Annotated in this window: 26 protein-coding genes; 10 read left to right on the top strand and 16 right to left on the bottom strand. The window is 65.8% G+C overall.

Going from position 1 to position 25,159, the window contains the following annotated elements:
- Positions 1–70 precede the first annotated feature (70 nt).
- Positions 71–2,086, top strand: coding sequence for a transketolase (tkt, locus tag PVW48_RS01600; RefSeq protein ID WP_274579979.1), 2,016 nt, complete (start codon positions 71–73; stop codon positions 2,084–2,086).
- Positions 2,087–2,248: 162 nt separating this feature from the next.
- On the opposite strand, the gene PVW48_RS01595 is transcribed toward tkt, so the two are convergent.
- The gene (locus PVW48_RS01595; protein WP_274579977.1) at positions 2,249–3,196 is read right to left on the bottom strand and encodes a DUF808 domain-containing protein; all 948 of its coding nucleotides are present in this window, start codon (positions 3,194–3,196) and stop codon (positions 2,249–2,251) included.
- 242 nt (positions 3,197–3,438) lie between these two features.
- Here PVW48_RS01595 and gap (PVW48_RS01590) point away from each other — a divergent pair, with 242 nt between their 5' ends.
- The 3 genes from gap (PVW48_RS01590) (at position 3,439) to gap (PVW48_RS01580) (ending at position 5,749) form a co-directional block, all read left to right on the top strand.
- The gene (gene gap, locus PVW48_RS01590; protein WP_012178412.1) at positions 3,439–4,440 is read left to right on the top strand and encodes a type I glyceraldehyde-3-phosphate dehydrogenase; all 1,002 of its coding nucleotides are present in this window, start codon (positions 3,439–3,441) and stop codon (positions 4,438–4,440) included.
- 47 nt (positions 4,441–4,487) lie between these two features.
- Positions 4,488–4,631 (top strand): hypothetical protein, encoded by a 144-nt coding sequence (locus PVW48_RS01585; RefSeq protein WP_274579975.1) that lies wholly within the window; start codon positions 4,488–4,490, stop codon positions 4,629–4,631.
- A 116-nt stretch (positions 4,632–4,747) separates the two neighbouring features.
- A complete protein-coding gene (gap, locus tag PVW48_RS01580) occupies positions 4,748–5,749 on the top strand; it encodes a type I glyceraldehyde-3-phosphate dehydrogenase (protein ID WP_274579974.1) in 1,002 nt (333 codons plus the stop codon).
- 3 nt (positions 5,750–5,752) lie between these two features.
- Here the strand turns inward: gap (PVW48_RS01580) and PVW48_RS01575 are convergent, their stop codons facing one another.
- A complete protein-coding gene (locus PVW48_RS01575; protein ID WP_274579971.1) occupies positions 5,753–6,355 on the bottom strand; it encodes a GNAT family N-acetyltransferase in 603 nt (200 codons plus the stop codon).
- Positions 6,356–6,528: 173 nt separating this feature from the next.
- Between PVW48_RS01575 and PVW48_RS01570 the strand changes: the two genes are divergently transcribed.
- Complete coding sequence (locus PVW48_RS01570; RefSeq protein WP_203426319.1) at positions 6,529–6,693, top strand: hypothetical protein; 165 nt, start codon at positions 6,529–6,531, stop codon at positions 6,691–6,693.
- Here PVW48_RS01570 and coaD read toward each other — a convergent pair.
- From coaD to PVW48_RS01555, 3 genes are all read right to left on the bottom strand, one after another.
- Positions 6,687–7,202, bottom strand: coding sequence for a pantetheine-phosphate adenylyltransferase (gene coaD, locus PVW48_RS01565; RefSeq protein ID WP_012178416.1), 516 nt, complete (start codon positions 7,200–7,202; stop codon positions 6,687–6,689). The genes PVW48_RS01570 and coaD overlap by 7 nt on opposite strands.
- A gap of 88 nt (positions 7,203–7,290) precedes the next feature.
- Complete coding sequence (locus PVW48_RS01560) at positions 7,291–7,725, bottom strand: CBS domain-containing protein (protein WP_012178417.1); 435 nt, start codon at positions 7,723–7,725, stop codon at positions 7,291–7,293.
- 52 nt (positions 7,726–7,777) lie between these two features.
- Positions 7,778–8,671: a LysR family transcriptional regulator gene (locus PVW48_RS01555; protein WP_274579968.1), complete on the bottom strand. Its 894-nt coding sequence runs from the start codon at positions 8,669–8,671 to the stop codon at positions 7,778–7,780.
- Between the two features lie 99 nt (positions 8,672–8,770).
- Here PVW48_RS01555 and PVW48_RS01550 point away from each other — a divergent pair, with 99 nt between their 5' ends.
- Positions 8,771–10,270, top strand: coding sequence for a CoA-acylating methylmalonate-semialdehyde dehydrogenase (locus tag PVW48_RS01550; protein WP_274579967.1), 1,500 nt, complete (start codon positions 8,771–8,773; stop codon positions 10,268–10,270).
- Positions 10,271–10,341: 71 nt separating this feature from the next.
- On the opposite strand, the gene PVW48_RS01545 is transcribed toward PVW48_RS01550, so the two are convergent.
- Positions 10,342–11,001, bottom strand: coding sequence for a VPLPA-CTERM sorting domain-containing protein (locus tag PVW48_RS01545; RefSeq protein ID WP_274579966.1), 660 nt, complete (start codon positions 10,999–11,001; stop codon positions 10,342–10,344).
- A 280-nt stretch (positions 11,002–11,281) separates the two neighbouring features.
- Between PVW48_RS01545 and PVW48_RS01540 the strand changes: the two genes are divergently transcribed.
- From PVW48_RS01540 to mmsB, 4 genes are all read left to right on the top strand, one after another.
- A complete protein-coding gene (locus tag PVW48_RS01540; protein ID WP_274579965.1) occupies positions 11,282–12,409 on the top strand; it encodes a carboxylate-amine ligase in 1,128 nt (375 codons plus the stop codon).
- Positions 12,410–12,488: 79 nt separating this feature from the next.
- Positions 12,489–13,634 (top strand): acyl-CoA dehydrogenase family protein, encoded by a 1,146-nt coding sequence (locus PVW48_RS01535; protein ID WP_274579964.1) that lies wholly within the window; start codon positions 12,489–12,491, stop codon positions 13,632–13,634.
- Positions 13,631–14,677: an enoyl-CoA hydratase/isomerase family protein gene (locus PVW48_RS01530; RefSeq protein WP_274579963.1), complete on the top strand. Its 1,047-nt coding sequence runs from the start codon at positions 13,631–13,633 to the stop codon at positions 14,675–14,677. Before PVW48_RS01535 ends, PVW48_RS01530 begins: the two co-directional genes overlap by 4 nt.
- Positions 14,674–15,549 carry a 3-hydroxyisobutyrate dehydrogenase gene (gene mmsB / locus PVW48_RS01525; protein ID WP_274579962.1) on the top strand — a complete coding sequence of 292 codons (876 nt, stop codon included), beginning with the start codon at positions 14,674–14,676 and terminating at the stop codon, positions 15,547–15,549. Before PVW48_RS01530 ends, mmsB begins: the two co-directional genes overlap by 4 nt.
- A 61-nt stretch (positions 15,550–15,610) precedes the next feature.
- Here mmsB and PVW48_RS01520 read toward each other — a convergent pair whose 3' ends face one another.
- The 10 genes from PVW48_RS01520 to PVW48_RS01475 form a co-directional block, all read right to left on the bottom strand.
- Positions 15,611–16,387 carry an enoyl-CoA hydratase-related protein gene (locus PVW48_RS01520; RefSeq protein ID WP_274579961.1) on the bottom strand — a complete coding sequence of 259 codons (777 nt, stop codon included), beginning with the start codon at positions 16,385–16,387 and terminating at the stop codon, positions 15,611–15,613.
- A gap of 90 nt (positions 16,388–16,477) precedes the next feature.
- Positions 16,478–16,882 (bottom strand): hypothetical protein, encoded by a 405-nt coding sequence (locus PVW48_RS01515; RefSeq protein ID WP_274579959.1) that lies wholly within the window; start codon positions 16,880–16,882, stop codon positions 16,478–16,480.
- A gap of 4 nt (positions 16,883–16,886) precedes the next feature.
- Complete coding sequence (locus tag PVW48_RS01510) at positions 16,887–17,093, bottom strand: hemolysin XhlA family protein (protein WP_012178427.1); 207 nt, start codon at positions 17,091–17,093, stop codon at positions 16,887–16,889.
- Complete coding sequence (locus tag PVW48_RS01505) at positions 17,083–17,604, bottom strand: holin family protein (RefSeq protein WP_274579958.1); 522 nt, start codon at positions 17,602–17,604, stop codon at positions 17,083–17,085. Before PVW48_RS01505 ends, PVW48_RS01510 begins: the two co-directional genes overlap by 11 nt.
- Complete coding sequence (locus PVW48_RS01500; RefSeq protein ID WP_012178429.1) at positions 17,595–18,206, bottom strand: holin-associated N-acetylmuramidase; 612 nt, start codon at positions 18,204–18,206, stop codon at positions 17,595–17,597. Before PVW48_RS01500 ends, PVW48_RS01505 begins: the two co-directional genes overlap by 10 nt.
- A 109-nt stretch (positions 18,207–18,315) precedes the next feature.
- Positions 18,316–18,798 carry a cytochrome c maturation protein CcmE gene (gene ccmE / locus PVW48_RS01495; RefSeq protein ID WP_012178430.1) on the bottom strand — a complete coding sequence of 161 codons (483 nt, stop codon included), beginning with the start codon at positions 18,796–18,798 and terminating at the stop codon, positions 18,316–18,318.
- Between the two features lie 15 nt (positions 18,799–18,813).
- Positions 18,814–19,839 (bottom strand): N-acetyl-gamma-glutamyl-phosphate reductase, encoded by a 1,026-nt coding sequence (argC, locus tag PVW48_RS01490; RefSeq protein WP_012178431.1) that lies wholly within the window; start codon positions 19,837–19,839, stop codon positions 18,814–18,816.
- A 36-nt stretch (positions 19,840–19,875) separates the two neighbouring features.
- Positions 19,876–20,697: a glutamate racemase gene (locus tag PVW48_RS01485; RefSeq protein ID WP_274579956.1), complete on the bottom strand. Its 822-nt coding sequence runs from the start codon at positions 20,695–20,697 to the stop codon at positions 19,876–19,878.
- Positions 20,697–21,575 carry a lysophospholipid acyltransferase family protein gene (locus tag PVW48_RS01480; protein ID WP_012178433.1) on the bottom strand — a complete coding sequence of 293 codons (879 nt, stop codon included), beginning with the start codon at positions 21,573–21,575 and terminating at the stop codon, positions 20,697–20,699. The genes PVW48_RS01485 and PVW48_RS01480 overlap by 1 nt, the downstream gene beginning before the upstream one ends.
- A gap of 58 nt (positions 21,576–21,633) precedes the next feature.
- Positions 21,634–25,041 (bottom strand): indolepyruvate ferredoxin oxidoreductase family protein, encoded by a 3,408-nt coding sequence (locus PVW48_RS01475; RefSeq protein ID WP_274579955.1) that lies wholly within the window; start codon positions 25,039–25,041, stop codon positions 21,634–21,636.
- Between the last annotated feature and the right edge of the window lie 118 nt (positions 25,042–25,159).

The raw sequence follows: 25,159 nt of genomic DNA, 5'->3' as shown, positions 1-25,159 counted from the left end.
CACTTTGCCCCTTGGCTGATAAAGAGCGCGCGACAGCGCTCACTGCGCCTTTTGAAAGGACAGGTATCCCGTGGATATTTCAGCCCTGCGCTCCGCGCACCCCGATCACTGGATGAAGGCAACGGCGATCCGGACCCTTGCCCTCGACGCGGTCGCCGCCGCGAATTCCGGGCATTCCGGCATGCCGATCGGCATGGCGGATGTGGCCACGGTCCTGTTCGAAAAGCACCTGAAATTCGATGCGAGCGCTCCGGACTGGGCCGACCGCGACCGGTTCATCCTGTCGGCGGGCCATGGGTCGATGCTGCTCTATGCGCTGCTGCACCTGACGGGGTACGAGTCCATGCCCCTGTCGGAGATCAAGAATTTCCGTCAGCTCGGTGCCGCCACCGCGGGTCATCCCGAGTTTGGCCATGCCGCGGGCATCGAGACGACGACCGGTCCGCTGGGCCAGGGCATCGCCACCGCCGTGGGCTTTGCCATGGCCGAAGAGATCCTGCGCGCCCGCTGGGGTGCCAAGATCATGGATCACCACACCTGGGTGATCGCGGGCGATGGCTGCCTGATGGAAGGCATCAGCCAGGAGGCGCTGACGCTGGCCGGGCGGCAGGAGTTGAGCCGCCTGATCGTGCTGTGGGATGACAACGGCATCACCATCGACGGCAAGGTCGACCTGTCGGACCGCACCGACCAGATGGCGCGCTTCGCGGCCTCGGGCTGGGACGTCTTTTCCTGCAACGGGCATGACCCCGAGGATATCGACCGCGCGTTGAGTGCCGCGAAGGCGTCCGACAAGCCCGCCATGGTGGCCTGCAAGACCCATATCGCGCTTGGTCACGCGGCCCAGGATACCTCCAAGGGCCACGGCGCGCTGACGGATGACAGCCAGAACCAGGCCGCGCGCGAGGCCTGGGGCTGGACCCATGGCCCGTTCGAGATCCCGGCCGAGATCAAGTCCCAGTGGGAGGCGATCGGCGCCCGCGGGGCCGCCGAGAAGGCGGCCTGGGACGCCCGGTTCGCCAAACTGTCCAATGCCAAGCAGGTCGAGTTTTCCCGCGCGTTCTCGCGCCAGTTGCCCAGGAAGCTGAGCGCCACGATCAAGGCGCTGAAAAAGCAGACCTCCGAGACCGCGCCAAAGGTGGCGACCCGCAAGGCGTCGGAGATGGCGCTCGAAGTGATCAACCCGATCATGCCCGAGACCGTGGGCGGCTCGGCGGACCTCACGGGGTCGAACAACACCAAGACTGGCGATCTGGGTGTCTTCATGCCCGAGAGCCGCGACGGGCGGTATGTCTATTACGGCATCCGCGAGCATGGCATGGCCGCGGCGATGAACGGCATGAGCCTGCATGGCGGCATCCGTCCCTATGGCGGCACGTTCCTGTGCTTCACCGATTACGCGCGCGGGGCGATGCGCTTGTCGGCGCTGATGAAACAGCCGGTGGTTTATGTGATGACCCACGATTCCATCGGGCTGGGCGAGGATGGCCCGACCCATCAGCCGGTCGAACACCTGGCGATGCTGCGCGCCACACCCAACACCCTGGTGATCCGCCCCGCCGACGCGGTCGAGACCGCCGAGGCCTGGGAGATCGCGCTGGAGCAGACCGAAACGCCCACGGTGCTGGCGCTGTCGCGCCAAGGCCTGCCCACCCTGCGGACCGAGCACAAGACCAAGAACCTGACCGCCCAGGGCGGCTACGTTCTGGCCGAGGCCGAGGGCAAGCGCCAGGCGATCCTGATGGCCACCGGGTCCGAGGTGGCCATCGCCATGGCCGCGCGCGACCTGTTGCAGGCCGAGGGGATCGGCACGCGCGTCGTGTCCATGCCCTGCTGGGAGATCTTCGAAGAACAACCCGACGCCTATCGCCGCAAGGTGCTGCCCGCCGGGCCCGTCCGCGTCGCGGTGGAGGCCGCGATCCGCTTCGGCTGGGACCGCTGGCTCTATGGCGAGCGCGGCAAGCGCGAAAAGGGCGGCTTCGTCGGCATGCATGATTTCGGCGGATCGGCCCCGGCGGGCGATCTTTACAAGCATTTCGAGATCAGGCCCGAGGCGGTCGTCGCCAAGGTCAAGGAAATGCTTTGAGCCTCGCTCGCAGCGCCAGATCGATCCGAACGCCCGCCCTCACCCGGCGGGCGTTTTTCCGCGCCCCTTCTTTTGTGCCGAAATACTCCCGGGGGTCCGGGGGCAGGCAGCCCCCGGTCGGGCGCGCGCCGCGCGCACTCCGTCCGGGCGGTGCGTCCCGGTTCAGCCGCGCGGGATCAGCGCCGAAGCCCGCGTGACGAGAGGCACGATCACGAGCCCCAGGATCAGCCCGAACACCCCGTCCAGGGTCGCGGTAACCAGCCAACCGATGGCGCCCTGGGCGGCGGACACCGTGTGCGCGACCGCCTCGGCAATGGCGTGGATGGCATGGGCCGGACCGGCCACGCCCATCTCTTCGAGCCCGTGCAGGATGATTGACCCGCCGACCCAGAGCATCGCCGCTGTCCCGACAACCGTCAGCAGTTTCAAGAAGGTCGGCATGGATGTGACGATGCCACGGCCAAGGGCGCGGGTGCTCGCCAGACGCCCGGCCTGCGCCATGTGCAGCCCCACGTCATCGGCCTTAACGATCACCGCGACACTGCCATAGACCAGCGCGGTGATGCCCAAGGCCACCAGCGCCAGTGCCGGGATCTGGAGCATCACGCCGCCCGTGGCTGGCAGGGCCGCAAGGGCGATGGTCATGATCTCGGCCGACAGGATGAAATCGGTCTTGATGGCGCCCGCCACTTTCGCCTCCTCCAGGCTCGCAGACGTGACTTTCTCTTCAACTGCAACGGGTTCGTGGCTTTTCTTCGCGTGGAACACATGGAGGATCTTCTCCGCCCCCTCGAAGCACAGATAGGCCCCCCCAAGCATCAGCAGCAACGGGATCAGCCAGGGGGCGAAGGCCGACAGCAGCAGTGCGACGGGCAGCAGGATCACCAGCTTGTTCCGGATCGAGCCCTTGGCGATCCGCCAGACGATGGGCAGTTCGCGCGCGGCCTCGAAGCCTTGAACGTATTTCGGCGTCACGGCGGCATCGTCGATCACCGCGCCCGCGGCCTTGGCCCCGGCCTTGGTCGCCTGGCCCACCACATCGTCCAGAGAGGCCGCCGCAACCTTGGCGAGGGCGGCCACATCGTCCAACAATGCAATCAGGCCGCTCATATTGTTCTCCGATACCTCTGTATGCGCCCTGCTTGACCATAAAGGCTTGCGGCTTTCCGGCAACCCGTTAGCGCCACCATGTGATGTTTCCGCTAACATATTAAGATCGCGACATTTTTCCCCTTTTTTCTGCAGGTGCACCACGCTACATCCGGACGGAATACGATGGGATACCGTGGCGTTCCCCCGATCCGCCGCAGCATCGATCCGCCCCCGTCGCCAGATTTCGAGGAGTGCGCAGGATGACGATTACAGTTGGAATCAACGGATTTGGCCGCATCGGTCGCTGCACCCTGGCGCATATCGCGGAAAGCGCGCGCAACGATGTGCAGGTGGTCAAGATCAACGCCACCGGGCCGATCGAAACGAATGCGCATCTGCTGAAATATGACAGCATTCATGGCCGGTTCGGCGGCACGGTCACGGTGGATGGCGACCACATGGACCTGGGCCGCGGACCGATGAAGGTGTTCTCCACCTATGATCCGACGGAGCTGGACTGGTCCGGGGTGGACGTGGTGCTGGAATGCTCGGGCAAGTTCAACGCCCGCGACAAGGCGGCGGTCCATCTGGACCACGGCGCCAAGCGTGTGCTGGTCTCCGCCCCTGCCAAGAACGCCGACAAGACCATCGTCTACGGGGTGAACCACCGCAGCCTGACCAAGGACGATCACGTGGTCTCCAACGCCTCCTGCACCACCAACGGGCTGGCCCCGCTGGCCAAGGTCCTCAACGACGCGATCGGGATCGAGCGTGGCATCATGACCACGATCCACAGCTATACCGGAGATCAGCCGACGCTGGACCGGCGGCATTCCGACCTGTACCGCGCTCGCGCTGCGGCCATGGCGATGATCCCCACCTCCACCGGGGCGGCGAAGGCCATCGGCGAGGTGATCCCCGAACTCGCCGGCAAGCTCGACGGCACCGCCCTGCGGGTGCCTACGCCGAATGTCTCGGCGGTGGACCTGACCTTCGAGGCGGGCAAGGACGTGACCGTCGAGGACGTGAACGAGATCGTGCGCGAGGCGGCCCAGGGCCATATGGGCGCGGTTCTGGCCTACGACCCGGAGCCGAAGGTGTCGATCGACTTCAACCACACCACCCATTCCTCGATCTTTGCACCGGACCAGACAAAGGTTATCGGGGGACGGACCGTGCGGGTTCTGGCATGGTACGACAATGAATGGGGCTTCTCTTGCCGCATGGCGGACACCGCCGCGGCCATCGGACGCCTGATCTGACGCACGTCCCGCTGCGGCGCGCGTCGCCGCAGGGAGTGTTGACTCACGTGACAACCAAGATCGCCATCTGGCTGGGCGTGCTCCTGATCGGGGCCGCCCTTTTTGACGTCCTGGCCCGCGACAGCGCCGCGCTGATCGCTTTGGGTCGGCGGCTGATCGAGGTGATCGACTGGATGCGCTTCTGGGGATGAGCCCGGTATCACACCCGGGCTGATTTCCGCGCGGCGGCTTGTTTTCGAAGAATGTTAGCGATAACGTCGCGCCAAAGCCGCAGGGTGCGGCGGGAATGAAAGAGCGAGGGGCGCAGATGACTGTGCAAGTGGCAATCAATGGGTTCGGCCGGATCGGTCGTAATGTCCTGCGGGCGATTCTCGAAACGGAGGATAGCGGGCTGGAGGTCGTGGCGATCAACGATCTGGGCCCGGTGGAAACCAATGCGCATCTGTTGCGCTACGATTCGATCCATGGCCGCTTCCCCGGGACGGTCACCGTGTCCGGCGACACGATCGATGTGGGGCGTGGCCCGATCAAGGTCACCGCGATCCGCAATCCCGAGGACCTGCCCTGGTCCCATGTGGATATCGTGCTGGAATGCACCGGCATCTTCACCGCCCGCGACAAGGCTGCCCTGCACCTCAAGAATGGCGCCAAGCGTGTGCTCGTGTCGGCCCCGGCGGCCGGTGCGGACAACACCATCGTCTACGGGGTGAACCACATGAGCCTGTCGGGCTCGGACATCGTGGTCTCGAACGCCTCCTGCACCACCAACTGCCTGGCGCCCGTCGCCTCGGTGTTGCAAGAGGCCGTGGGCATCGTGAAGGGTTTCATGACCACCATTCACAGCTACACAGGCGACCAGCCGACGCTGGACACGATGCACAAGGATCTCTACCGCGCACGGGCGGCGGCGATGAACATGATCCCGACCTCCACCGGGGCGGCACGGGCCGTGGGCCTGGTGCTGCCGGAGCTGAACGGCAAGCTCGACGGGGTGGCAATCCGGGTGCCGACGCCGAACGTGTCGGTCGTCGACCTGACCTTCGAAGCCGCGCGCGAGACCTCGGTCGAAGAGATCAACGCGGCGATCCATGCGGCCGCCGAAGGACGGCTTTCGGGGGTTCTCGGCGTGACCGACGAGAAGCTCGTGTCGATGGATTTCAACCACGACGCCCATTCGTCGATCTTCGCCACGGACCAGACCAAGGTGCTGGAAGGCACCATGTGCCGGGTGCTGAGCTGGTATGACAACGAGTGGGGCTTCTCGAACCGGATGGTCGACACGGCCCGGGAGATGGGCAAGTTCCTCTGACGCCTAGGGGGTGAAGACGGGGATGTGCGGCGCGGCGTCGGTCGGGAGGATCCCGCCTAGACGCGGGTCGTCGAACACCTCCACCTCCTGCCGCACCGGCACGAAGCCTGCGCGGCGATAGAAGGCCACCGCCCCTGGGTGATCGAGGGTGCAGGTATGCACATGCATCCGGGTGATGGGACGCGTCCAGGCGCGGGTCAGCGCGATGTTCATCAGGTAGCGCCCTGCCCCACGCCCGACCCACGCGGGCACGAGGCCCAGGAAGGCCAACTCACAAGCGCCGGTCTCGCGGAAATCGAGCTCCAGCAGACCGACCACCGCCGCACCGTCGCGCAGATAGAACAGCTCCACCGCGTCGTCGTTCAGGATCGCGGCCAGTGCTGCGTCATCGAGCAGGAGCCGCGAGCACCATAGCCAGTCGCGCCCTCCCACATCCAGAAAGACCTGCCGGTACTGCGCCAGATCCGGCGCGCGGACCCGATCCAGAACCAGGGACGGCAACTCGGGCACCGGCGTGGGATCGGGGCGTGCGGTCATCTCCAGATGGGTGACGATAGTGGCCACCTTGCCCGGGGGCACCGGGCTGAACCCGTCGACTTGCTGCATTTGCATCCTCACTCAAGCTACGCGGCCCACTCTTCAGGACCATTGCATATTCCGCATAGCGGCTCGACCGCAATGCAGGTTGTTCTGCGCCGCAGCATTCCCCATCTTGGCCTTGTGAGCGCTAACGATGCCCACGCAAACGCAACCAGACCATATCTCCAAGGAGTGTCCCAATGACCAGCATTCTGAACACGATCCGCTCCGCCACCGCCAAGCGGATTGCCTATGTCCGCACGGTTTCGGAGATTCAAGCCATGCCGTGGGAAGTCGCCCATGATCTGGATATCGATCGTACCAAGGCCCGGGAAATCGCCCGTAAAACCGTCTACGGCTACTGAGCCGCGTTCATCTGCGGTGGGCCGAACCGGTCCACCAAGGCAGCCCTGACCTGCGATGTCACGAAGGGCGTGACATCGCCTCCGAGCCGGGCGATCTCCTTGACCAGTTTCGAGGCGATCGCTTGATGCTCGGCCTCCGCCATCAGGAAGACGGTTTCGATGGAATCGTCGAGACGGCGGTTCATTCCCACCATCTGGAACTCGTACTCGAAATCCGCCACCGCCCGCAGGCCCCGGATGATCATCGAGGCGCCCACATCCCGGGCGCAGTCGATCAGCAGGTTCTCGAACGGATGGGCGACGATTTCAGTGCCCGTCTCGGCCGACACGGCGGCGCATTCCGCCTCCAGCATCGCAACCCGTTCTTCCAGGGAAAACAAGGGCCCCTTGTCGCGATTGATCGCAACCCCGATCACCAGCCGATCCACGAGGGTCGACGCACGCCGGATGATGTCGAGGTGACCGAGCGTGACCGGGTCGAAGGTTCCGGGGTACAGTCCGATGCGCATGGGCATCTCCTTGGGGCTACGGCGCGACAAAACCGGATATCGGTCCGGAGTTCAAGCAGGCCGGGGCAAGACAGGAGGTGTCGCGGGGTCAGAACCCCATGATCATCCCTTCGAGCGCCTCTTTTTCCATGCTGACTTCCTGCAGCCGCGCCTTGACCGCGTCGCCCAGGGTGATCAGGCCGATCATTTCGCCGTCCTGAACCACGGGCATGTGGCGGAAGCGTCCTTCGGTCATCTGCATCAGAACCTTGTCGGCGCTTTCATCCGGGCCGCAGGTGACAAGATCCCGTGTCATCATGTTGCCAACGGTCTCGGTCAGGCAGCCTGCCCCGCGCACCCCCACCTCGCGCACGATATCGCGCTCGGACAGGATCCCGTCGGCGGTCTTGCCGTTGGAAGAGACGACCACGCTACCGATCTTGCGCAGCGAGAGCACCTTGGCGGCGTCCGCGACGCTGGCGTCCGGACCGATCGTCACCACCTCCGCGCTCGCCTTCGACTTCAGGATCTGATGCACCAGCATGGGGTCTCCTCCGATTGACTGGATCAAAAGTCGCCGGGTGCAGGGCCTTCTGTCAAGCGTCACGCTCCAGCCGGGCCAGTTCGTCGCGAAAAAACTCGGTGAAAATCCGGGTGAAGCGGCGCAGACGTACGACTTTTTGGTCATCCGCGTGGCGCACGATGTAAAAGCTGCGGCGCAGGGCGAAATCGGTCCGCAGCACCCGGGTCAGGTCCGGCGCCGCGGGAAGGGCGAAATCATGCACCACGCCGAGGCCGAGCCCCGCCCGCAGCAAGTTGAGCTGCACCGCCACGGAATTGGACGCCACCGCCGCCCGGTCGAGGCCGAGCTCGGTCAGATAGTCGAGCTCTCGGTCGAAGACCATGTCGGGGATATAGCCGACGATCCGGTGGGCGGCGATATCGGCCCGCGTGGCCACCGGCAGGCGCGCCAGCAGGTCCCGGTGCCCGGCCAGATGCAGGTGGTAATCGGCAAGCTTCTGCACCGTCAGGCGCCCGGTCTCGGGCGGGGAGACGGTGATCGCCAGATCCGCCTCGCGTTTGCTGAGGTTGATGACCCGCGGCAGGGCGATGATCTGCAACTCCAGCGCCGGATGGGCGTCGAGCATGCGGGCGCAAACGCTGGGCAGCAGGTAGTTGGCGCAGCCATCGGGCGCGCCGATCCGGACCGGTCCGCTGAGCTCCTCGGTGGTCCCGGCCAGCGCATCGCCCGCGGCGCGGGCGGCTTGCTCGGCGGCCTCCGCATGGGGCAGGTAGCGCGCCCCTGCATCGCTCAGCTGGTAGCCTTGCGGGGATTTGAGGAACAGCGCCTCACCCACGGCCTCCTCCAGCCGGGCGATGCGGCGGCCCACCGTGGCCGGGTCGAGCCGCAAGGTCCGCGCGGCCGCCGTCAGCCCCTCCCCCCGGGCCACATGCAGGAAAACGCGCAGGTCGTCCCAGTTCAGATCCATCCCTACCCTTGCGTTTTTGCAAAACTCTTTTGGCAGACTGCTCCTTTTCCCGGCAAAAATGCAAGGCTAAGGTGAGCCCGAGCAATCAGGGAGAGTTCCATGGAAGAGTTGAGCCATTTCATCAACGGCAAGCGCGTGGCAGGCACGTCGGGCCAGTTCGCGGATGTCATGAACCCGGCCACGGGCGAGGTGCAGGCCAAGGTGCCACTTGCGTCGCCCGAAGAGCTGGACGCCGCCGTGGCCGCCGCCGCCGCAGCACAGCCCGCCTGGGCGGCCACCAATCCCCAGCGCCGCGCGCGGGTGCTGATGGAGTTCGTGCGCTTGTTGAACCGAGACATGGACAAGCTGGCCGAGGCCCTGAGCCGCGAGCATGGCAAGACCCTGCCCGATGCCAAGGGCGACGTGGTGCGCGGGCTGGAGGTGGTCGAGTTCTGCATCGGCGCGCCCCATCTTCTGAAGGGCGAATTCACCGACAGCGCAGGCCCGGGCATCGACATGTATTCCATGCGCCAGGCCTTGGGCGTGGTGGCAGGGATCACCCCGTTCAACTTCCCCGCCATGATCCCGATGTGGAAGATGGCCCCCGCCCTGGCCTGCGGCAACGCCTTTATCCTCAAGCCGTCGGAGCGCGATCCGTCCGTGCCGCTGATGCTGGCCGAGCTCATGACCGAGGCCGGGCTGCCCGACGGGCTGCTGCAGGTGATCAACGGCGACAAGGGCGCGGTGGATGCGATCCTCGACAATGACACGATCCAGGCGATCGGCTTCGTCGGCTCCACCCCCATCGCGGAATACATCTATTCCCGCGGCTGTGCCAACGGCAAGCGCGTACAGTGTTTCGGGGGGGCCAAGAACCACATGATCATCATGCCGGACGCCGATCTCGACCAGGCGGCGGACGCGCTGGTCGGCGCAGGCTACGGGGCTGCGGGCGAGCGGTGCATGGCGATCTCGGTCGCGGTGCCCGTCGGCGAAGAGACCGCGGACCGGCTGATCGAGAAGCTGGTGCCGCGGGTCGAGGCGCTGAAGGTCGGGCCCTATACCTCGGGCACGGATGTCGATTACGGCCCCGTGGTGACCGCCGCGGCCAAGGCCAATATCGAGCGGCTGGTACAATCCGGCGTCGATCAGGGCGCCAAGCTGGTGGTGGACGGACGGGACTTCTCGCTGCAGGGCTATGAGAACGGGTTCTTCGTCGGCCCGCACCTGTTCGACAATGTCTCCAAAGAAATGGACATCTACCGGACCGAGATCTTCGGCCCCGTTCTGTGCACCGTGCGCGCCAAATCCTACGAGGAAGCCCTCGGTCTGGCGATGGACCACGAATACGGCAACGGTACCGCGATCTTCACCCGCGACGGGGACGCGGCGCGCGACTTCGCCAACCGGATCAATATCGGGATGGTCGGGATCAACGTGCCGATCCCGGTGCCTCTGGCCTACCACACCTTCGGCGGCTGGAAGAAATCGGGCTTCGGCGATCTGAACCAGCACGGGCCAGACGCGTTCCGGTTCTATACGCGGACCAAGACGGTGACCGCCCGCTGGCCCTCGGGCATCAAGGAAGGCGGCGAATTCTCCATCCCTGTGATGGAGTGAGGTGCCTCCTCACCGCCAACAAAAAAGGCAGCCCAAAGGCTGCCTTTTCTCATTTCAGAATATGCGTCGGCTCAGGACTTGCGGAATTTCCGCATGGCGCCGAGGCCACCGACACCTGCGAGCAGCAGCCAGCCCGCTGCCGGCAGGGGAATGGGGGTCGCTGCGGTAATGTAGCTCGCGGTCAGTTGCACGGTGCCACCGAACCCGACGCCCGGCGTCAGGGTCCCGAATTCGAACAATGGGCCGCGATTAAATTCCGTATCGGACAGCGTGAGCTCCAGCACGCCATCACCGAACGGGCCGAAGAACACCGTCTGTGTGCCGCCCCAGGTGACCCGGCCGACCGAACTGAGCGACCCGCCGAAGACGAAACCGTCGGTCTCGCCGCTCACCGTGCCCGTAAAGGGCGGCGGCGGCGCGGTAAAGTCGAATGCCACAAAGATGTCCTGTGCGGTCGTATCCTCGGGGAAGGAAAGCGCTTCCTCTTCCGTCCAGATATCGAACAGGTCGAATGTGGTGCTGTCCCCGAGGCTGAGGGTGAAGCTCACGGGTCCGGGGTTTGGCGCTACATTGACGACCAGGCCGGGGTCTGAAAACGCCGGGCCGCTGACATCGAAGGTGCCCGTAAAGGTCACCGCATGGGCGACCGCAGTGGAAAGGGCGACTGCTGCGCCCGCTGCGGCCAAGGTTTTTAAAGACATGTTACTCTCACAGATGAGGTTAAGCTCCATTAATTATTACCACGAGTTGCTCGTGGTTCCAAATCAATTGCTGGAAATCAGGTTGGCGCGTGTTTCCTCGGAGGCGTATTTTTCGGCGATGTGCCTCAAACCGTTCAAGGCAGCGACACAAACGCCTCCCAGCGATGGGGCTGTCCGGTGCAGGCCCGTGGCGCGGACGGTCCGGTGCCATGCGCGGCCCATGGGGATCGGCGTGCTTGATTCGCGCCCCGGTTTGCGTGTTCAGTGGCGAGCAAGCCGTGTCCAAGTCTGTTCCGGAGCCCGCCCGCCCATGTCCACCCCAGAGTTCACCCTTGGCATCGAGGAGGAATACCTCCTCGTGGACCGCGATAGCCTGCAACTTGTCGAGGCGCCCGAGGCCCTCATGGCGGCGTGTCGCGACAAGCTGGAAGGTCAGGTCAGCCCCGAGTTCCTGCAATGCCAGATCGAGATTGGCACCGGGGTCTGCGCCGATATCGCCGAGGCGCGCGCGGATTTGCGCAAGCTGCGCAGCACGGTCGCGGCGGAGGCTGCGCGCTTTAACCTCGCCCCCATCGCGGCCTCCTGCCATCCCAGTGCCGACTGGGCCGAACAGCACCATACCGACAAGGACCGCTACAATGACCTGGAAAAGGACTTGGGCGGGGTCGCGCGGCGTCTGCTGATCTGCGGGATGCATGTGCATGTGGGGCTTGACGATGACGACCTGCGGATCGACCTCTTACCACAGTTTTCCTATTTCCTGCCCCATCTGCTGGCGCTGTCGTCCTCCTCGCCCTTCTGGAAGGGGCAGGATACGGGGCTGGCCTCCTACCGGCTGACGGTGTTCGACAACCTGCCCCGGACCGGCCTGCCCCCGGTGTTCAACAGTTGGGCCGAGTACCAGCGCAACATCCATGTGCTGATCGATCTGGGCCTGATCGAGGACAGCTCGAAGATCTGGTGGGATCTGCGCCCGTCGCACAACTTCCCCACGCTGGAGAGCCGGATCTGCGATGTCTGCCCGCGGCTGGAGGATACCCTGAGCCTCGCCGCCGCGACCCAGGCCCTGATGCGGATGCTCTGGGGGCTCAAGACGCACAATATGCGGTGGCGGGCCTATGACCGCTTCCTGATTTCGGAAAACCGCTGGCGGGCGCAACGTTACGGCGCCCGCGGCAGCCTGATCGATTTCGGCCGCGGCGCGGTGGTCGACAGTCCCGAGCTGGTCGAGGAGTTGATCGAGCTGATCGGTGCCGATGCAAGGGCCCTGGGCGGGCTGGCGGAGGTCGAGCGCCTGCGCGAGATCGCTGCGGACGGCTCGAGCGCGGATCGCCAACGCGCTGTACGCCGCGGGGCCCTGGAGGCCGGGCAGAGCGACGCGGAGGCGATGAACGCCGTGGTGCGCCACCTGATCGATGAATTCCACCGCGACCTGTGATCGGCCCCGTGGCATCTTGCGCAGGCTCGACAGTGGCGTTAAGTGAACAAGCGTTCAATTCAAGGGGAGGAGGCGTGGGATGGATTTTGCACTCAGCGAGGAGCAGTCGGCAATCTTCGACATGGCCCGCGACTTCGGCGCCGAGAACATCGCGCCCCATGCCCTGGCCTGGGAGAAGGACGGCACCATCCCCAAGACCCTCTGGCCGGAGTTGGCCGCCCTCGGCTTCGGCGGGCTCTACGTGACCGAGGAAAGCGGCGGATCCGGGCTCAGCCGGCTCGACGCGACGCTGGTCTTCGAGGCGCTGAGCATGGCCTGCCCTTCGGTCGCGGCCTTCCTGTCGATCCACAACATGTGCGCGGCGATGCTGGACAAGTTCGGCTCCGACGACGTCAAGGCGCGCTTCCTGCCCCCTGCCCTCACCATGGAAACGGTGTTCAGCTACTGCCTGACGGAGCCCGGGTCGGGTTCGGACGCCGCCGCGCTCAAGACCCGCGCCGAGCGGACCAACGAGGGCTACCGGCTGACGGGGACCAAGGCGTTCATCTCGGGCGGGGGCTATTCGGATGCCTATATCGTCATGGCCCGCACCGGAGAGGACGGGCCGCGCGGCATCTCGTCCCTGATCGTGGAGGACGGGGCGCCGGGGCTGTCCTTCGGTGGTCTGGAGGACAAGATGGGCTGGCGCGCGCAGCCCACCCGGCAGGTGCAGCTCGATGACTGCGCGGTGCCGGCGGCGAACCTTCTGGGCGAGGAAGGCGCGGGCTTTCGCTACGCGATGATGGGGCTCGATGGCGGGCGGCTGAACATCGCGGCCTGTTCGCTCGGGGCGGCGCAGGCGGCGCTGGACGCGACGGTCGCCTATATGGGCGAGCGCCGGGCCTTCGGCAAACCCATCGACCAGTTCCAGGCCCTACAATTCCGCCTGGCGGATGCAGAGATCGAGTTGCAGGCCGCCCGCGTCTTCCTGCGCCAGGCCGCGTGGAAGCTGGACCAGGGCGCGCCCGATGCGACCACCCATTGCGCCATGGCCAAGAAGTTCGTGACCGAAGCCGGCAGCCGCGTGGCCGACCAGTGCCTGCAGCTTCATGGTGGTTATGGCTACCTCGCAGATTACGGGATCGAGAAGCTGGTGCGCGACCTGCGGGTGCATCAGATCCTGGAAGGAACCAATGAAATCATGCGCTTGCTGACGGCGCGCGCCCTTCTGGCGGCGCGCGGATGAGCGATATCGCGATCCGGATCGACGGGCGCGCGGGGCGGATCACCCTGAACAGGCCCCGCGCGCTGAACGCGCTGACCTACGAGATGTGCCTAGCGATCGACGCGGCCCTGCGCGCCTGGGCCGAGGACCCGGAGGTGGCGCTGGTACTGATCGAGGGCGCAGGCGAGAAAGCGTTTTCCGCCGGCGGCGACATCGTCGAGATGTACGAGACCGGCACGCGCGGCGATTACAGCTATGGCCGCCGGTTCTGGCGCGACGAGTACCGGATGAACGCGCGGATCGCGGGCTATCCCAAGCCGGTGGTGTCCTTCCTTCAGGGCTTCACCATGGGCGGGGGCGTGGGCGTCGGATGCCATGGCAGCCACCGGATCGTGGGCGAGACCAGCCAGATCGCCATGCCGGAATGCGGCATCGGGCTGATCCCGGATGTGGGGGGGACGTACCTCTTGGCGCGCGCGCCGGGGAGGCTGGGCGAGTATTACGGCATGACCGGGGCGCGGATGGGACCTGGCGACGCGGTGCTGACGGGCTTTGCCAGCCACTACCTGCCGCAGGCCGATTGGGACGCGGCCAAGGCGACGCTGGTCGAAACCGGCACCGTGGCCGAGTTGGAGGCCGCCTGCCCCGCCCCGCCCGAGGCTCGCATCGCCCCCTTCCGCGCCGAAATCGACACGGATTTCAACTATGTCTTCGGTGTGGAGGTGGAGGCGGCGCTCGACACCCGGGACACCGAGTTTTCGCGCAACGCCCTGCTGGGCCTGCGCCGGGGCGCGCCGCTCTCGACCGCGAGCGCGCTGCATCTGATCCGCATGGCACGGGGCTATGCGGACCTGCGCGAGGCTCTGCGGCATGAATACCGTTGGACCTGGCGCGCGGCTGAGCATGGCGATTTCATCGAAGGGATCCGGGCGCAGGTGATCGACAAGGACCGCACGCCGCGTTGGCAGCACGCCAAACTCGGCAATGTCACGCCCGAGGATGTGCGCGCCATGGTCGCCACCCTGGGGCCGGATGAATTGACCTTTGAAGGAGAGACGCCATGAAAATCGGGTTTGTAGGCTTGGGCAACATGGGCGCACCGATGGCGCGCAACCTGGCTGCCGCGGGCCATACGGTCACGGGGTTCGACCTGACCGCCCCGGTGCCCGAGGGCGTGACCGGGGCCGCCAGTGCCGCCGAAGCTGCCGCGGGCGCGGAGGTGGTCATCACCATGCTGCCCAACGGTGCGATCCTGCGCAGCGTGGCGGCCGAGCTGATCCCGGCCATGGCGCAGGGTGCGGTGCTGCTGGATTGCTCGACCGTGGATGTCGAAAGCGCCCGCGCCGTGGCGGCGCAGGCCGAGGCGGCGGGCCTTGGCGCGTTGGATGCGCCCGTCTCCGGCGGGACCGGCGGGGCCGAGGCCGGCACGCTGACCTTCATGGTGGGGGGCAGTGACGCGGCCTTTGCCAAGGCGAGGCCGCTCTTTGATATCATGGGCCAGAAGGCGGTCCATTGCGGCGGGGCGGGCAATGGCCAGGCTGCGAAGATCTGCAACAACATGATCCTCGGGGTCACCATGGTCGCCACCTGCGAGGGGTTCGCGTTGGCCGACAAGCTGGGCCTCGACCGGCAGGCGCTATTTGACGTGGTCTCGACCTCCTCGGGCTACAGCTGGTCGATGAACGTCTACTGCCCCGCGCCCGGGATCGGACCCGAAAGCCCCGCGGACCGGGACTACGCGCCCGGGTTTGCCGCGGAGCTCATGCTCAAGGACCTGCGCCTGAGCCAACAGGCCGCCGAGGCCGTGGATGCCGACACCCCCACCGGGGCCACGGCGACCGCCCTTTTCGAGACATTTGTCGAGACCGAGGGCATGGGAAAGAAGGATTTCACCGCGATCCTTCCGCGGTTTGCGGCCAAGGGGCGCGCGAGCTGAGGGGCCTGACGCGGGGGGCCTGCCCCCGCACCCCCGGAGTATTTCGGCAAAGATGAAAGGGTCAGCGCCCCTCGAAGGAGGCCGAGCGTTTTTCCAGAAAGGCCAGCACGCCCTCCTTGAAATCGCGGGTCTCGCCCATCTTGCCCTGAAGCTTCGCCTCCAGCGCCAGTTGCCCGTCGAGATCGTTGTTGAAACTGTCGCGCAGGGCTTGCTTGACTGCCTCGTAGGCGGCGGTCGGTCCCTTGGCGAGATGGGCCGCACGACCGCGCCAGACCGCCTCGAATTCCGTATCGGGCACAGCCTCCCAGATCATGCCCCAGGCGTCGGCCTGGCGCGCGGTGATCTTGTCGGCGAAAAGCGCGGCTCCCATCGCCTTGGCAAAGCCCATCTGCCGCGGCAACCAGTAGGTGCCGCCCGCATCCGGGATCAGGCCGATCCGGGTGAAGGCCTGCAGGAACACCGCACTTTCCGTCGCGATGACCACATCCGCAGCCAGCGCCAGGTTCGCCCCCGCCCCCGCCGCAGGCCCGTTGACCGCCGCGATGGTCGGCACCGGGCAGTCGAAGATCGCGCGCAGCATGGGCACGTATTCGTCGCGCAGGGTCCGTTCGAGATCGAGATTTGCGGCATTGGCCCGGTCGCCCAGGTCCTGGCCGGAGCAGAACGCCCGCCCGGCTCCGGTCATCACCAGCACCCGCGCCTCCGCCCCGGCGAGCTTCACCGCATCGGTTATTTCGGCACGCATCTGGCTGTTGAGCGCATTCATCACGTCCGGCCGGTTCAGGGTCAGGACCGCCGCGTCGTCCTCGATGGTCAGGGTGATGGTCTGATAACTCATGGGGCGTGCTCCTGCGCAACCGGTTTGCGGTCACTCTAGCAGGGGCACGCCCACAGGAAAGCGGAACGCGAGGTCACACGGGCCCGGCAATCACCGGGCCAGGGGGGCGCCCGAAAAGAAATGCGTTTCCGTGTTCCACAGCGGGTGACAGCTATGCACCACGGTGGCAAAGCTGCGGTTCTCGATCTGCTCCTGCGACGCGTGCAGCTTCCAGGGCCCGAACTCGAAAATGCCGTCGCCCCGGACCTTGGAGCCTTCGAGAAACACCACGTCGATCACCGAGTAATGGGAGGGTGTGCCGATCCGCCATTCGAGCCGCACGAAGGAGCATTGGCGCTGCCGCACGGAATGGCCCCAGATCATGCTCCAGCCTGGATCAGACTGCTCGATCCGCGTCAATTGCGTATCGCGTGTCACCGGGAAGAGCCTTCCTTCGACATATCCCCCAACTTGCTTGGCGAACAGCAGAACCATGCCGCCAAAAACCAAAATCAAGATCCTAGACACCGATCAACCCCCCTTTCAGAGCATAGGCAATGACACCGAGGACGAAGGCGCCCACGATCAGCCGGACCAGCCATTTCAACGTGTCCTCTATGGAGGTCAGCCGGTTCTCGACATTGAGCCGATGGACCTCTTCCACCGCGTTCCGGGTTTCGAGAATGTTCAGCCGGTTCTCGATGCTGCGCGCCCATTCATCCCCCATGACCACGCCTCCATTCTGCCAAGGCAGCGTTGTCTTCGGAGCCAGCGGCCGGGACCTCGTCGGGCGGGATATCTGGCGCGGACAACCGCGCCATGGCCACGGTGTTGGCGATCGAGCGCTGGAAATCCTGGGTTTTCGACTGATGTCGTGCGCCGAAATAGAAAGACACGATCGCCCCCAGCAGCCACCAGAGCGGCTCGGGCACCAGTGCCATGCCGGCCATGCGCGCCGCGAACCAGTCCGGGTCGGTCATGGCCGACACGAAGAGCCCCAGCGTCCCGAAGGCAAGCGCCGGGCGCGGCACCCGGTTGAGCCCGTCGATGACCCGGTCGAAGCGGCTCGCCCGGTTGCCCGCGAACTCGGCCGCGAACTGCGCCAGCGCCCCGGTGGTCAGGGCGTGCTCGCGCTGCGCACCTGCCTCGGCGTTTTCACGGAACACCTCGACCGTGTCCTTGACCACGTTACGGCCGCCGCCGAACACGAAGGAAAAAACCCGCTCGATCACCCCCATGACGCGGTCCGGGCGCGGTGCTCGGCCTCCGTCAGGTGAAAGCGCGGCGAGATGAACTCCTCGGCGCGGGTGATCCAGCCGCCCTTGCCGCCATCCTTGCGCCTGGCGTATTTGCGCGAGGCGGCGCGGCGGTCGGCAATGCGGTAATAGTAGTTGCGCCGGGCGATCCCGTAGGCATCCACCAGGTGCGACGGGGCCGCGTCATGGGCCGCATGGGCCGCCTTGGCGGTCTGCGGACCGATGGCGCCGTCCACGGACACGTCCAGCCCCATGTCCCGCAGCAGCCGCTGCAGGATCCGCACGGCGTTGCTGCCGGCATTGACATACATGTCGAACACCGTGGCATGGAGCGCCTCTGGCAGCAGCCCGATCTTCGGCGCCTCGAAATAGCGTTTGACGAAAATCTCTTCGGCCTGCGCGCGGCTCAGCTTTTTCACGTCCTGGGGCGTGATCGTGCCGTCGCCGGTCAGGTCGAGCCCGAGCCGCCGCATGGTATGGATCGTGACACCGTACTTGGTCGCGCCACCGGGATCGTCGGGGTCGTTCACATACCCGCCTTCGCGGGCCACGATTTCCTTGGCGAGGTGTTGGACATTGCGCACCGCATGCCCTCCTGAACTGGTTAAAGTCCGGGAGAGTGTCCAAAAAAGCAGTTAATTTCGATCAAGCCCTGCGCGCGCAGGGCGTTGCATGACGCACAGCCGGGAGGGATCAGGAACCGCTGGCCCCGCCGTAGCCGCCGTCCGCATCGGTCGCGTTAGGATCCTTGTAGACCCCCTGCTCCTTGAGCGCATCGACGACTTCCTTCGGCATGTAGGTCTCGTCGTGGCGTGCGAGCACTTCGGTCGCCATGAACACGCCGTTCTGCATCGACCCCAGCGCCACGGTGCCCTCGTTTTCGCCAAAGAGATCCGGCAGAACGCCAGTGTAGCTGACCGGGATGGACGCGCCGCCGTCGGTCACCATGAAGGTGGTTGTCTCGGACTCGCCGCGCACCAGAGTGCCCTCTTCTACAAGACCGCCGATGCGAAACACCTCGGACTCGGGCGGCGGCGCTTCTGCCACTTCGCTGGGCGAGCGGAAGAAGTTGATCCCGTCGCGCATGGCCGTGCCGATCATGATGGTCGCAATGGTCAGCGCCACGGCCGCGATGGCGATGATCTGGATCCGGCGTTTCTTCTTCAGACCACGCATGGCCGCCTCCGTCGCTCAGGGAAAGACGGGGGTCATCATCAGCCCCGTCGTCTCTTCAATATCTAACATGAGGTTGGCGTTCTGCAACGCCTGACCGGAGCTGCCCTTGGTCAGGTTGTCGAGCGCGGCGATGACCACGGCGCGACCCGGAATGCGGTCCCGCACCACGCCGATATGCACGAAATTGGAGCCGCGCACATGCCGGGTGGACGGATGCTCGCCCTCGGGCAACATGACCACGAAAGGCTCGTCCTCATAGGCGTCCGCCAGCGCATCGTAGATCTCGGTCGCCTCACCTTTTACATAAACAGTCGCCAGTATCCCCCTGTTTGCAGGGAGCAAATGCGGCGTGAACTGCACCTTGATCTCGCGCCCGGCAAGGGCCGAAAACTCCTGGTCGAACTCGCCAAGATGCCGGTGCATGCCCCCCACCGCATAGGCATGGGCCCCCTCCGACAACTCCGCATGGAGCAGGTTTTCCTTGAGCGACCGCCCCGCCCCGGAGACCCCGGTTTTCAGGTCGATGATGATCTCGTCCAGGTCGATCACCCCAGCCGCGATAAGGGGTCGCAGGGCGTATTGGCCGGTCGCCGCGTTGCAGCCGGTCCCCGCCACCAGCCGCGCATCGCGGATCTGTTCGCGGTAGAACTCCGTCAGCCCGTAGACCGCCTCGGCCTGCAGATCGAGGGCCGCGTGCGGGCCGCCGTACCATTTGGCATAAGCCTCCGGGTCGCGCAGCCGGAAATCCGCGGACAGATCCACGATCTTCACCGACTTGGGCAAGGCCGCGATGACGCTCTGGCTCGTGGCGTGGGGCAGCGCACAGAACACCAGATCCACACCACCGAAATCGATATCGTCGATCTTCACCAGCGCCGGCAGGTCGAGATGGCGAAGATGCGGAAACACCGCGCCCATGGTCTGGCCCGCCTTGCGGTCCGCCGACAAGGCCGTGATCCGCATCCTGGGATGGGTGGCGATGAGGCGCACAAGCTCCGCTCCGGTGTACCCGGACGCGCCCAGTATCGCGATATTGTACATGGTCTTCCTCGTCTCAGATCCCGCCTCGCGGCGCGCCTACAGGGGTTCGACGGCGCGAAACTCGATCTTGCGCCGCAGAAACTGCGTGGCCTTGTTGGAAACCGACTTCGGGTCGCCCGTGGTCAGGAACCCAGGCTCCGCCCCGAGACCCAGCATGTCCGGATGCCGTGTCAGGTAATCCGCCAGGCTCTCGGCCACAAGCTGCGCCTGGCTGTAGACCTTCACATCCGCGCCAAGGGCATCCTGGAATACGTCCTGCATCAACGGGTAGTGCGTGCAGCCAAGGATCGCAGCCTCGGGATGTGGCATCCGGCGCTTCAGCGCCTCGACATGGGAGCGTACGAGCGCTTCGGCCAGGATCATGTCGCCATCCTCGATGGCATCCACGACGCCGCCACAGGGCTGCGCCTCCACATCGACGCCGATGGCGCGGAAGGCCAGCTCGCGCTGGAACGCCCGGCTGGACACGGTGGCGGGGGTGGCGAAAAGGGCCACATGCTTGATCGCCACCTCGCGGGGTGGGGAGTTATCGCCCCATTGCCGTTCGGTCAGCGCCTCGATCAGGGGCACGAACACCCCCAGAACGCGCTTATCGGCCGGAACCCAGCTTTCCTGCATCCGGCGCAATGCGGCCGCCGAGGCCGTGTTGCACGCCAGGATCACCAGGTCGCAACCTTCGTCCCACAGGCGCGACACCGCCCCCGTGGTCAGCTCGTAGACATCCTCTGCATCCCGCACGCCGTAGGGCGCATGCAGGTTGTCGCCGTAATAGACGAACGGCACCTCCGGCAGGCGCCGGGACACCGCATCCAGCACCGTCAGCCCGCCAAGGCCGCTATCGAACACACCGACTGCCATCAGATCCTGTGCCTGTCCTCGAACTCGAACCCGTAGCCGTAATCCGGCAAGGGCGTTGGCGACAAGCGATAGGTCTCTTGCCGCAGAAAGTCCATCATTCCCTTCGGATCGTTGCGGAACGGATCGAGCGTTTCGGGCGCCAGCGGGCTACCGATCACGACCCGCACAGGCGCGCCAACTCGGGCCTTGAACTCCTTGATCAGCAGCGCCATCCGCAAGGTCGCATGCAGGTGGCTGGCCAGCTGGAACATCCGCGAATTGTGCCCCTCGAAGAAGATCGGCACCACGGTTGCGCCGGATTTGGCGATCATGCGCGCGGTGAAGCTGCGCCAACCGGGATCCATCGGATGCCCGAAGGGCGTGGCCGAGGTGCTGACCGTGCCACCGGGGAAAATGCCGATCGCGCCGCCACCGGCGAGAAAGCGCAGCGCCTCTTTACGGGTCTCGATATTGAGCGCCACCGCCTGCTTGGTGTCGTCGAAGCTGATCGGCAGGATGATCTTTTCCAGGTCCTCCGCCTTGCGGAACACCTGATGGGCAAGGATGCGGTATTCGTCCCGCCGCGCGCTCAGGATCTTGCCCAGCATCAGCCCGTCGAGGATGCCATAAGGGTGGTTGGCAATCACCACCACCGGCCCCTCCCGCGGAATGAGGTCGAGCGTGCCGCCGGACGCCTCCAGGCTCAGCCCGTAGCGGTCGGCCATCACGTCCCAGAAATTGCGCCCCGCCGCGACCTCTTGTTCATAACCCGCGGCCTGCCGGATCAGCTTCAGCCGCCCGGTCGCGTTCTCGGTCACCCGGATCAGGGCGCGCCCGGCCCTGGACGACGCCGAAGATGCGTAGCTGATCTCTCTTGCAACATGGCGCGCTTGGCTCATCGCGGGCTCCGGTGGACTCGGTATCCCCTCTAGCCCACTCGGTGGCCTGTCTCCAAGCCTATTCGGCGGCCTGCGCCACCGCGTCCTCCGCCGCCTCGAAGGCCGCCCACAGCTCCGCGCGCCTGGCGCGCATCGTCTCCACCGCCTGGGCTTTCACTGGACCGAACCCGCGCACCATGTCGGGCCAGGCCAGCAGCGCGCGCGCCGCCTCGGCCCGCGCCGGGGTCATCTCGGCCTGCACCCGGGCCAGATCGGCCTCGTAGAGCCGGATCAACTCCCGCTCCATCCGCCGCTCGGCGGTGTAACCGAACGGGTCCAGCGGCGTGCCCCGCAGCAGCTTGAGCGCTGCCAGCGGGCCATAAGCCTTTTCGATCCACGAACCGAAAGCCCGCTTGCGCGGTCGCCCGTCAGGCCCCGCACGGGACAAAAGCGGCGGCGCCAGATGATAGGTCAGCTCCAGCTCCCCCTCGAAGGCCGCCTCGGCCTTGGCGCGGGTGTCGCGCAAGAGGCGCGAAACCTCGTATTCATCCTTGTAGGACAGGAGTTTGTGGTAGTTCTGCGCCACCACCGCACGCAGGTCCGGGTCGGTGACAGCCTCCACCGCACGGCGGTACTTCTTAGCCAGCCGCGCGGATTGGTAGGCGCGCAAGTGGTCCGCGCGGAAGTCGATCTTTTCCGCAAGGGATTTCGGCCGCGCGGTCACCTCCGCCGCCAGCATCTTGGCGACCGCCTCGGGGTTCAGCACCGCCCAGCGCCCCAAATCGAACGCCTGCTTGTTCCGATCCGGTGCGGCCCCGTTCAGCTTGATCGCCTGGAAGATCGCGTCGCGTCCCAGCGGGATCAGGCCCCGCTGCCAAGCCGCACCGGTGACCACCATGTTGGAGAAGATCGCATCGCCCAGCACCTTCTGCGCCAGTTCCGAGGCATCAAAGAACACCACCGCTTCCGCCCCCAGCCGCGCCTGCAACGAGACCTGCAGGTCCGCGCCGGGAATGCGGAATTCGCGGTCGCGGGTGAAGGCGCCGGTCACGATCTCGTGGCTGTTGACCACGGCGCCGGTACGGCCCTTGGCCATCATGCCCTGTATCTTGCCCGCGCCCGTGACCACCAGGTCGCCGCCGATCACCCCGTGCGCCTCGCCGACCGAGACGCGCACGGCCGTAATATCCTCGGGCCGCGCGGCGATGCGGCAATGGATCTGCACCGCGCCACCCTTCTGGGCGAGGCCCGCCATCTCCATCATGCCGACGCCCTTGCCCTCCAGATGCGCGGCCATGGCAAGCGTCGCGCCAATGGTCACGACCCCCATGCCACCGACCCCGGTGATCAGCAGGTTGTGGGTGCCGTCGATCGCAGGCAGCGCCGGGTCGGGCAGATGCCCCAGGTCGACCTCCGCCGTGGCGGCCTTGCGCGGGCGCGCGCCAGAGACGGTGACGAAGGACGGGCAGAACCCCTTGAGACAGCTGAAATCCTTGTTGCAGGCCGACTGGTCCACGGCCCGCTTGCGGCCCAGTTCGGTCTCTGCGGGCACGATGGCAACGCAGTTCGACTGCACCCCGCAATCGCCACAACCTTCGCAGACATCCGTGTTGATGAACACGCGCTTGTCCGGGTCGGGGAATGTGCCCCGCTTGCGGCGCCGGCGCTTCTCGGCGGCACAGGTCTGGATATAGAGGATCGCCGTGGTGCCGCGCACCTGTTGCAACTCCTCCTGCACGGTCATCAGTTCGTCGCGGCCATGGCGCGGCAGGTCCGGCGGAAAGGCGGAAAAATCGACCTCTTCTTTCTCGTCATAGACGATCCGGATATCGCGCAGCCCGATCCCCTTCAGCTCCCACGCGATGCGGGCCGCATCGAGGCCGCCATCATTGGTCTGTCCCCCGGTCATCGCCACCGCGTCGTTGAACAGGATCTTGTAGGTGATGTTGGCCTTGGCCGCATGGGCCGCGCGGATCGCCTGGATGCCCGAATGGTTGTAGGTGCCGTCACCGAGGTTCTGGAACACATGCGAACGGGTCGAAAACTTCCCCTCCCCGATCCAGTTGGCCCCTTCGGCCCCCATATGGGTGTATCCGTTGGTGTCACGGTCCATCCACATGGCCATGACATGACAACCGATCCCCGCATAGGCGATCGCGCCCTCCGGCACCCGGGTCGAGGTGTTATGCGGACAGCCCGAGCAGAAATAGGGCGTGCGCGCCGCCAGGTCCTTGGCGTTGTCGGCCCGCCGCACCTCCGCCAGCCGCGCAAGCCGCGCCTCCAGGTCCTCGGACGCGCGCCCCTCCTCGATCAGGATCTGCCCGAGCTTCTCGGCAATCGTCACCGGATCGAGCGCGCCATAGGCCGGGAACAGCACCTCGCCCGGCGCTTTCTGGCCGCCGTAAACCCGCCGCCCGCGCCGGTCGTTGAAGATCGCCTCCTTGACCTGCACCTCCAGCAGCTTGCGCTTTTCCTCCACCACCACGATTACATCGAGCCCTTCGGCCCAACCCAGAAACCCCTTCACATCCAGCGGCCAGGTCATGCCCACCTTGTAGGCGGTGATCCCCAGTGCCTCGGCCCGCGCGCCGTCGATGCCTAGCAGGTCGAGCGCATGGGCCAGATCGAGCCAGTTCTTGCCCGCCGCGAGGAACCCGATCTTCGCCCCGGGCTTGCCCAGCATTCGCTTGTCGATCCCGTTGGCATGGCCGAACGCCTCGGCAGCGTAGCGCTTATGGGCGATCAGGCGTTCTTCCTGCGGGGTCCAATGGTCCACCAGCCGTATGTTCAGCCCGCCCTCGGGCATCGCGTAGTCCGGTGTGACGAATCGCATCCGATCCGCCCGCCCGTCCACGACCGCCGTGGCCTCCACCGTGTCCTTCATCGCCTTCAGCCCGACCCAAACCCCGGCATACCGGCTCAGCGCCCAGCCAAAGAGCCCGTAATCCAGGATCTCCTGCACCCCGGCGGGCGACAGCACAGGCATGTAGGCATCGAGCAGCGCGAATTCAGACTGATGACAGGTGGTGGAGCTTTCGCCGGTATGATCGTCCCCCATCACGAACAACACCCCGCCATGGGGCGAGGTGCCCGCGAGGTTGGCGTGCTTCATCACGTCGCCGGACCGGTCCACCCCAGGCCCCTTGCCGTACCACATCCCGAAGACACCATCCCGGCTGCCCTCGCCGCGCAGCTCGGCCTGCTGCGTGCCCCAGAGGGCCGTGGCCGCCAGATCCTCGTTCAGCCCGGGCTCGAAAATCACCCCAGCCTCGCGCAGACGGTCAAGGTTGCGGCCCATCTGCTGGTCCACCGCACCCAAGGGCGAGCCGCGATAGCCGGTGACATAACCGCCGGTGTTCAATCCCGCCGCCCGGTCGCGGGCCGCCTGCATCAGCGTGAGACGCACCAGTGCCTGCGTGCCGTTGAGCAGCACGGTCTCGCGATCGAGATCGTACCGGTCGCTCAGTCGGATATCCTGCAAACTCATCGCGCACCTCCCTGAACGGTCAAAGCATAGCATGAATATAGGTCAAAAAACCTGACCTACAAAATCATTTTCACGCCAAAGACTTCGTTGCGCCCGCATACCCCTTGCGGGTAACTGT

Source organism: Dinoroseobacter sp. PD6, from assembly GCF_028807315.1.
Lineage (GTDB): Bacteria > Pseudomonadota > Alphaproteobacteria > Rhodobacterales > Rhodobacteraceae > Dinoroseobacter > Dinoroseobacter shibae.
The sequence above is the reverse complement of the archived record's forward strand: the minus strand, read 5'-3'. Positions and strand labels throughout refer to the sequence as shown.

What these genes read in the sequence shown, in the direction of transcription:
- PVW48_RS01595 (WP_274579977.1), bottom strand. Translation starts at nt 3,196, where the DNA reads ATGAGCGGCCTGATTGCATTGTTGGACGATGTGGCCGCCCTCGCCAAG.
- gap (WP_012178412.1), top strand. Translation starts at nt 3,439, where the DNA reads ATGACGATTACAGTTGGAATCAACGGATTTGGCCGCATCGGTCGCTGC.
- gap (WP_274579974.1), top strand. Translation starts at nt 4,748, where the DNA reads ATGACTGTGCAAGTGGCAATCAATGGGTTCGGCCGGATCGGTCGTAAT.
- PVW48_RS01575 (WP_274579971.1), bottom strand. Translation starts at nt 6,355, where the DNA reads ATGCAGCAAGTCGACGGGTTCAGCCCGGTGCCCCCGGGCAAGGTGGCC.
- PVW48_RS01570 (WP_203426319.1), top strand. Translation starts at nt 6,529, where the DNA reads ATGACCAGCATTCTGAACACGATCCGCTCCGCCACCGCCAAGCGGATT.
- coaD (WP_012178416.1), bottom strand. Translation starts at nt 7,202, where the DNA reads ATGCGCATCGGACTGTACCCCGGAACCTTCGACCCGGTCACGCTCGGT.
- PVW48_RS01560 (WP_012178417.1), bottom strand. Translation starts at nt 7,725, where the DNA reads ATGCTGGTGCATCAGATCCTGAAGTCGAAGGCGAGCGCGGAGGTGGTG.
- PVW48_RS01555 (WP_274579968.1), bottom strand. Translation starts at nt 8,671, where the DNA reads ATGGATCTGAACTGGGACGACCTGCGCGTTTTCCTGCATGTGGCCCGG.
- PVW48_RS01550 (WP_274579967.1), top strand. Translation starts at nt 8,771, where the DNA reads ATGGAAGAGTTGAGCCATTTCATCAACGGCAAGCGCGTGGCAGGCACG.
- PVW48_RS01545 (WP_274579966.1), bottom strand. Translation starts at nt 11,001, where the DNA reads ATGGAGCTTAACCTCATCTGTGAGAGTAACATGTCTTTAAAAACCTTG.
- PVW48_RS01540 (WP_274579965.1), top strand. Translation starts at nt 11,282, where the DNA reads ATGTCCACCCCAGAGTTCACCCTTGGCATCGAGGAGGAATACCTCCTC.
- PVW48_RS01535 (WP_274579964.1), top strand. Translation starts at nt 12,489, where the DNA reads ATGGATTTTGCACTCAGCGAGGAGCAGTCGGCAATCTTCGACATGGCC.
- PVW48_RS01530 (WP_274579963.1), top strand. Translation starts at nt 13,631, where the DNA reads ATGAGCGATATCGCGATCCGGATCGACGGGCGCGCGGGGCGGATCACC.
- mmsB (WP_274579962.1), top strand. Translation starts at nt 14,674, where the DNA reads ATGAAAATCGGGTTTGTAGGCTTGGGCAACATGGGCGCACCGATGGCG.
- PVW48_RS01520 (WP_274579961.1), bottom strand. Translation starts at nt 16,387, where the DNA reads ATGAGTTATCAGACCATCACCCTGACCATCGAGGACGACGCGGCGGTC.
- PVW48_RS01510 (WP_012178427.1), bottom strand. Translation starts at nt 17,093, where the DNA reads ATGGGGGATGAATGGGCGCGCAGCATCGAGAACCGGCTGAACATTCTC.
- PVW48_RS01505 (WP_274579958.1), bottom strand. Translation starts at nt 17,604, where the DNA reads ATGGGGGTGATCGAGCGGGTTTTTTCCTTCGTGTTCGGCGGCGGCCGT.
- ccmE (WP_012178430.1), bottom strand. Translation starts at nt 18,798, where the DNA reads ATGCGTGGTCTGAAGAAGAAACGCCGGATCCAGATCATCGCCATCGCG.
- argC (WP_012178431.1), bottom strand. Translation starts at nt 19,839, where the DNA reads ATGTACAATATCGCGATACTGGGCGCGTCCGGGTACACCGGAGCGGAG.
- PVW48_RS01485 (WP_274579956.1), bottom strand. Translation starts at nt 20,697, where the DNA reads ATGGCAGTCGGTGTGTTCGATAGCGGCCTTGGCGGGCTGACGGTGCTG.
- PVW48_RS01480 (WP_012178433.1), bottom strand. Translation starts at nt 21,575, where the DNA reads ATGAGCCAAGCGCGCCATGTTGCAAGAGAGATCAGCTACGCATCTTCG.
- PVW48_RS01475 (WP_274579955.1), bottom strand. Translation starts at nt 25,041, where the DNA reads ATGAGTTTGCAGGATATCCGACTGAGCGACCGGTACGATCTCGATCGC.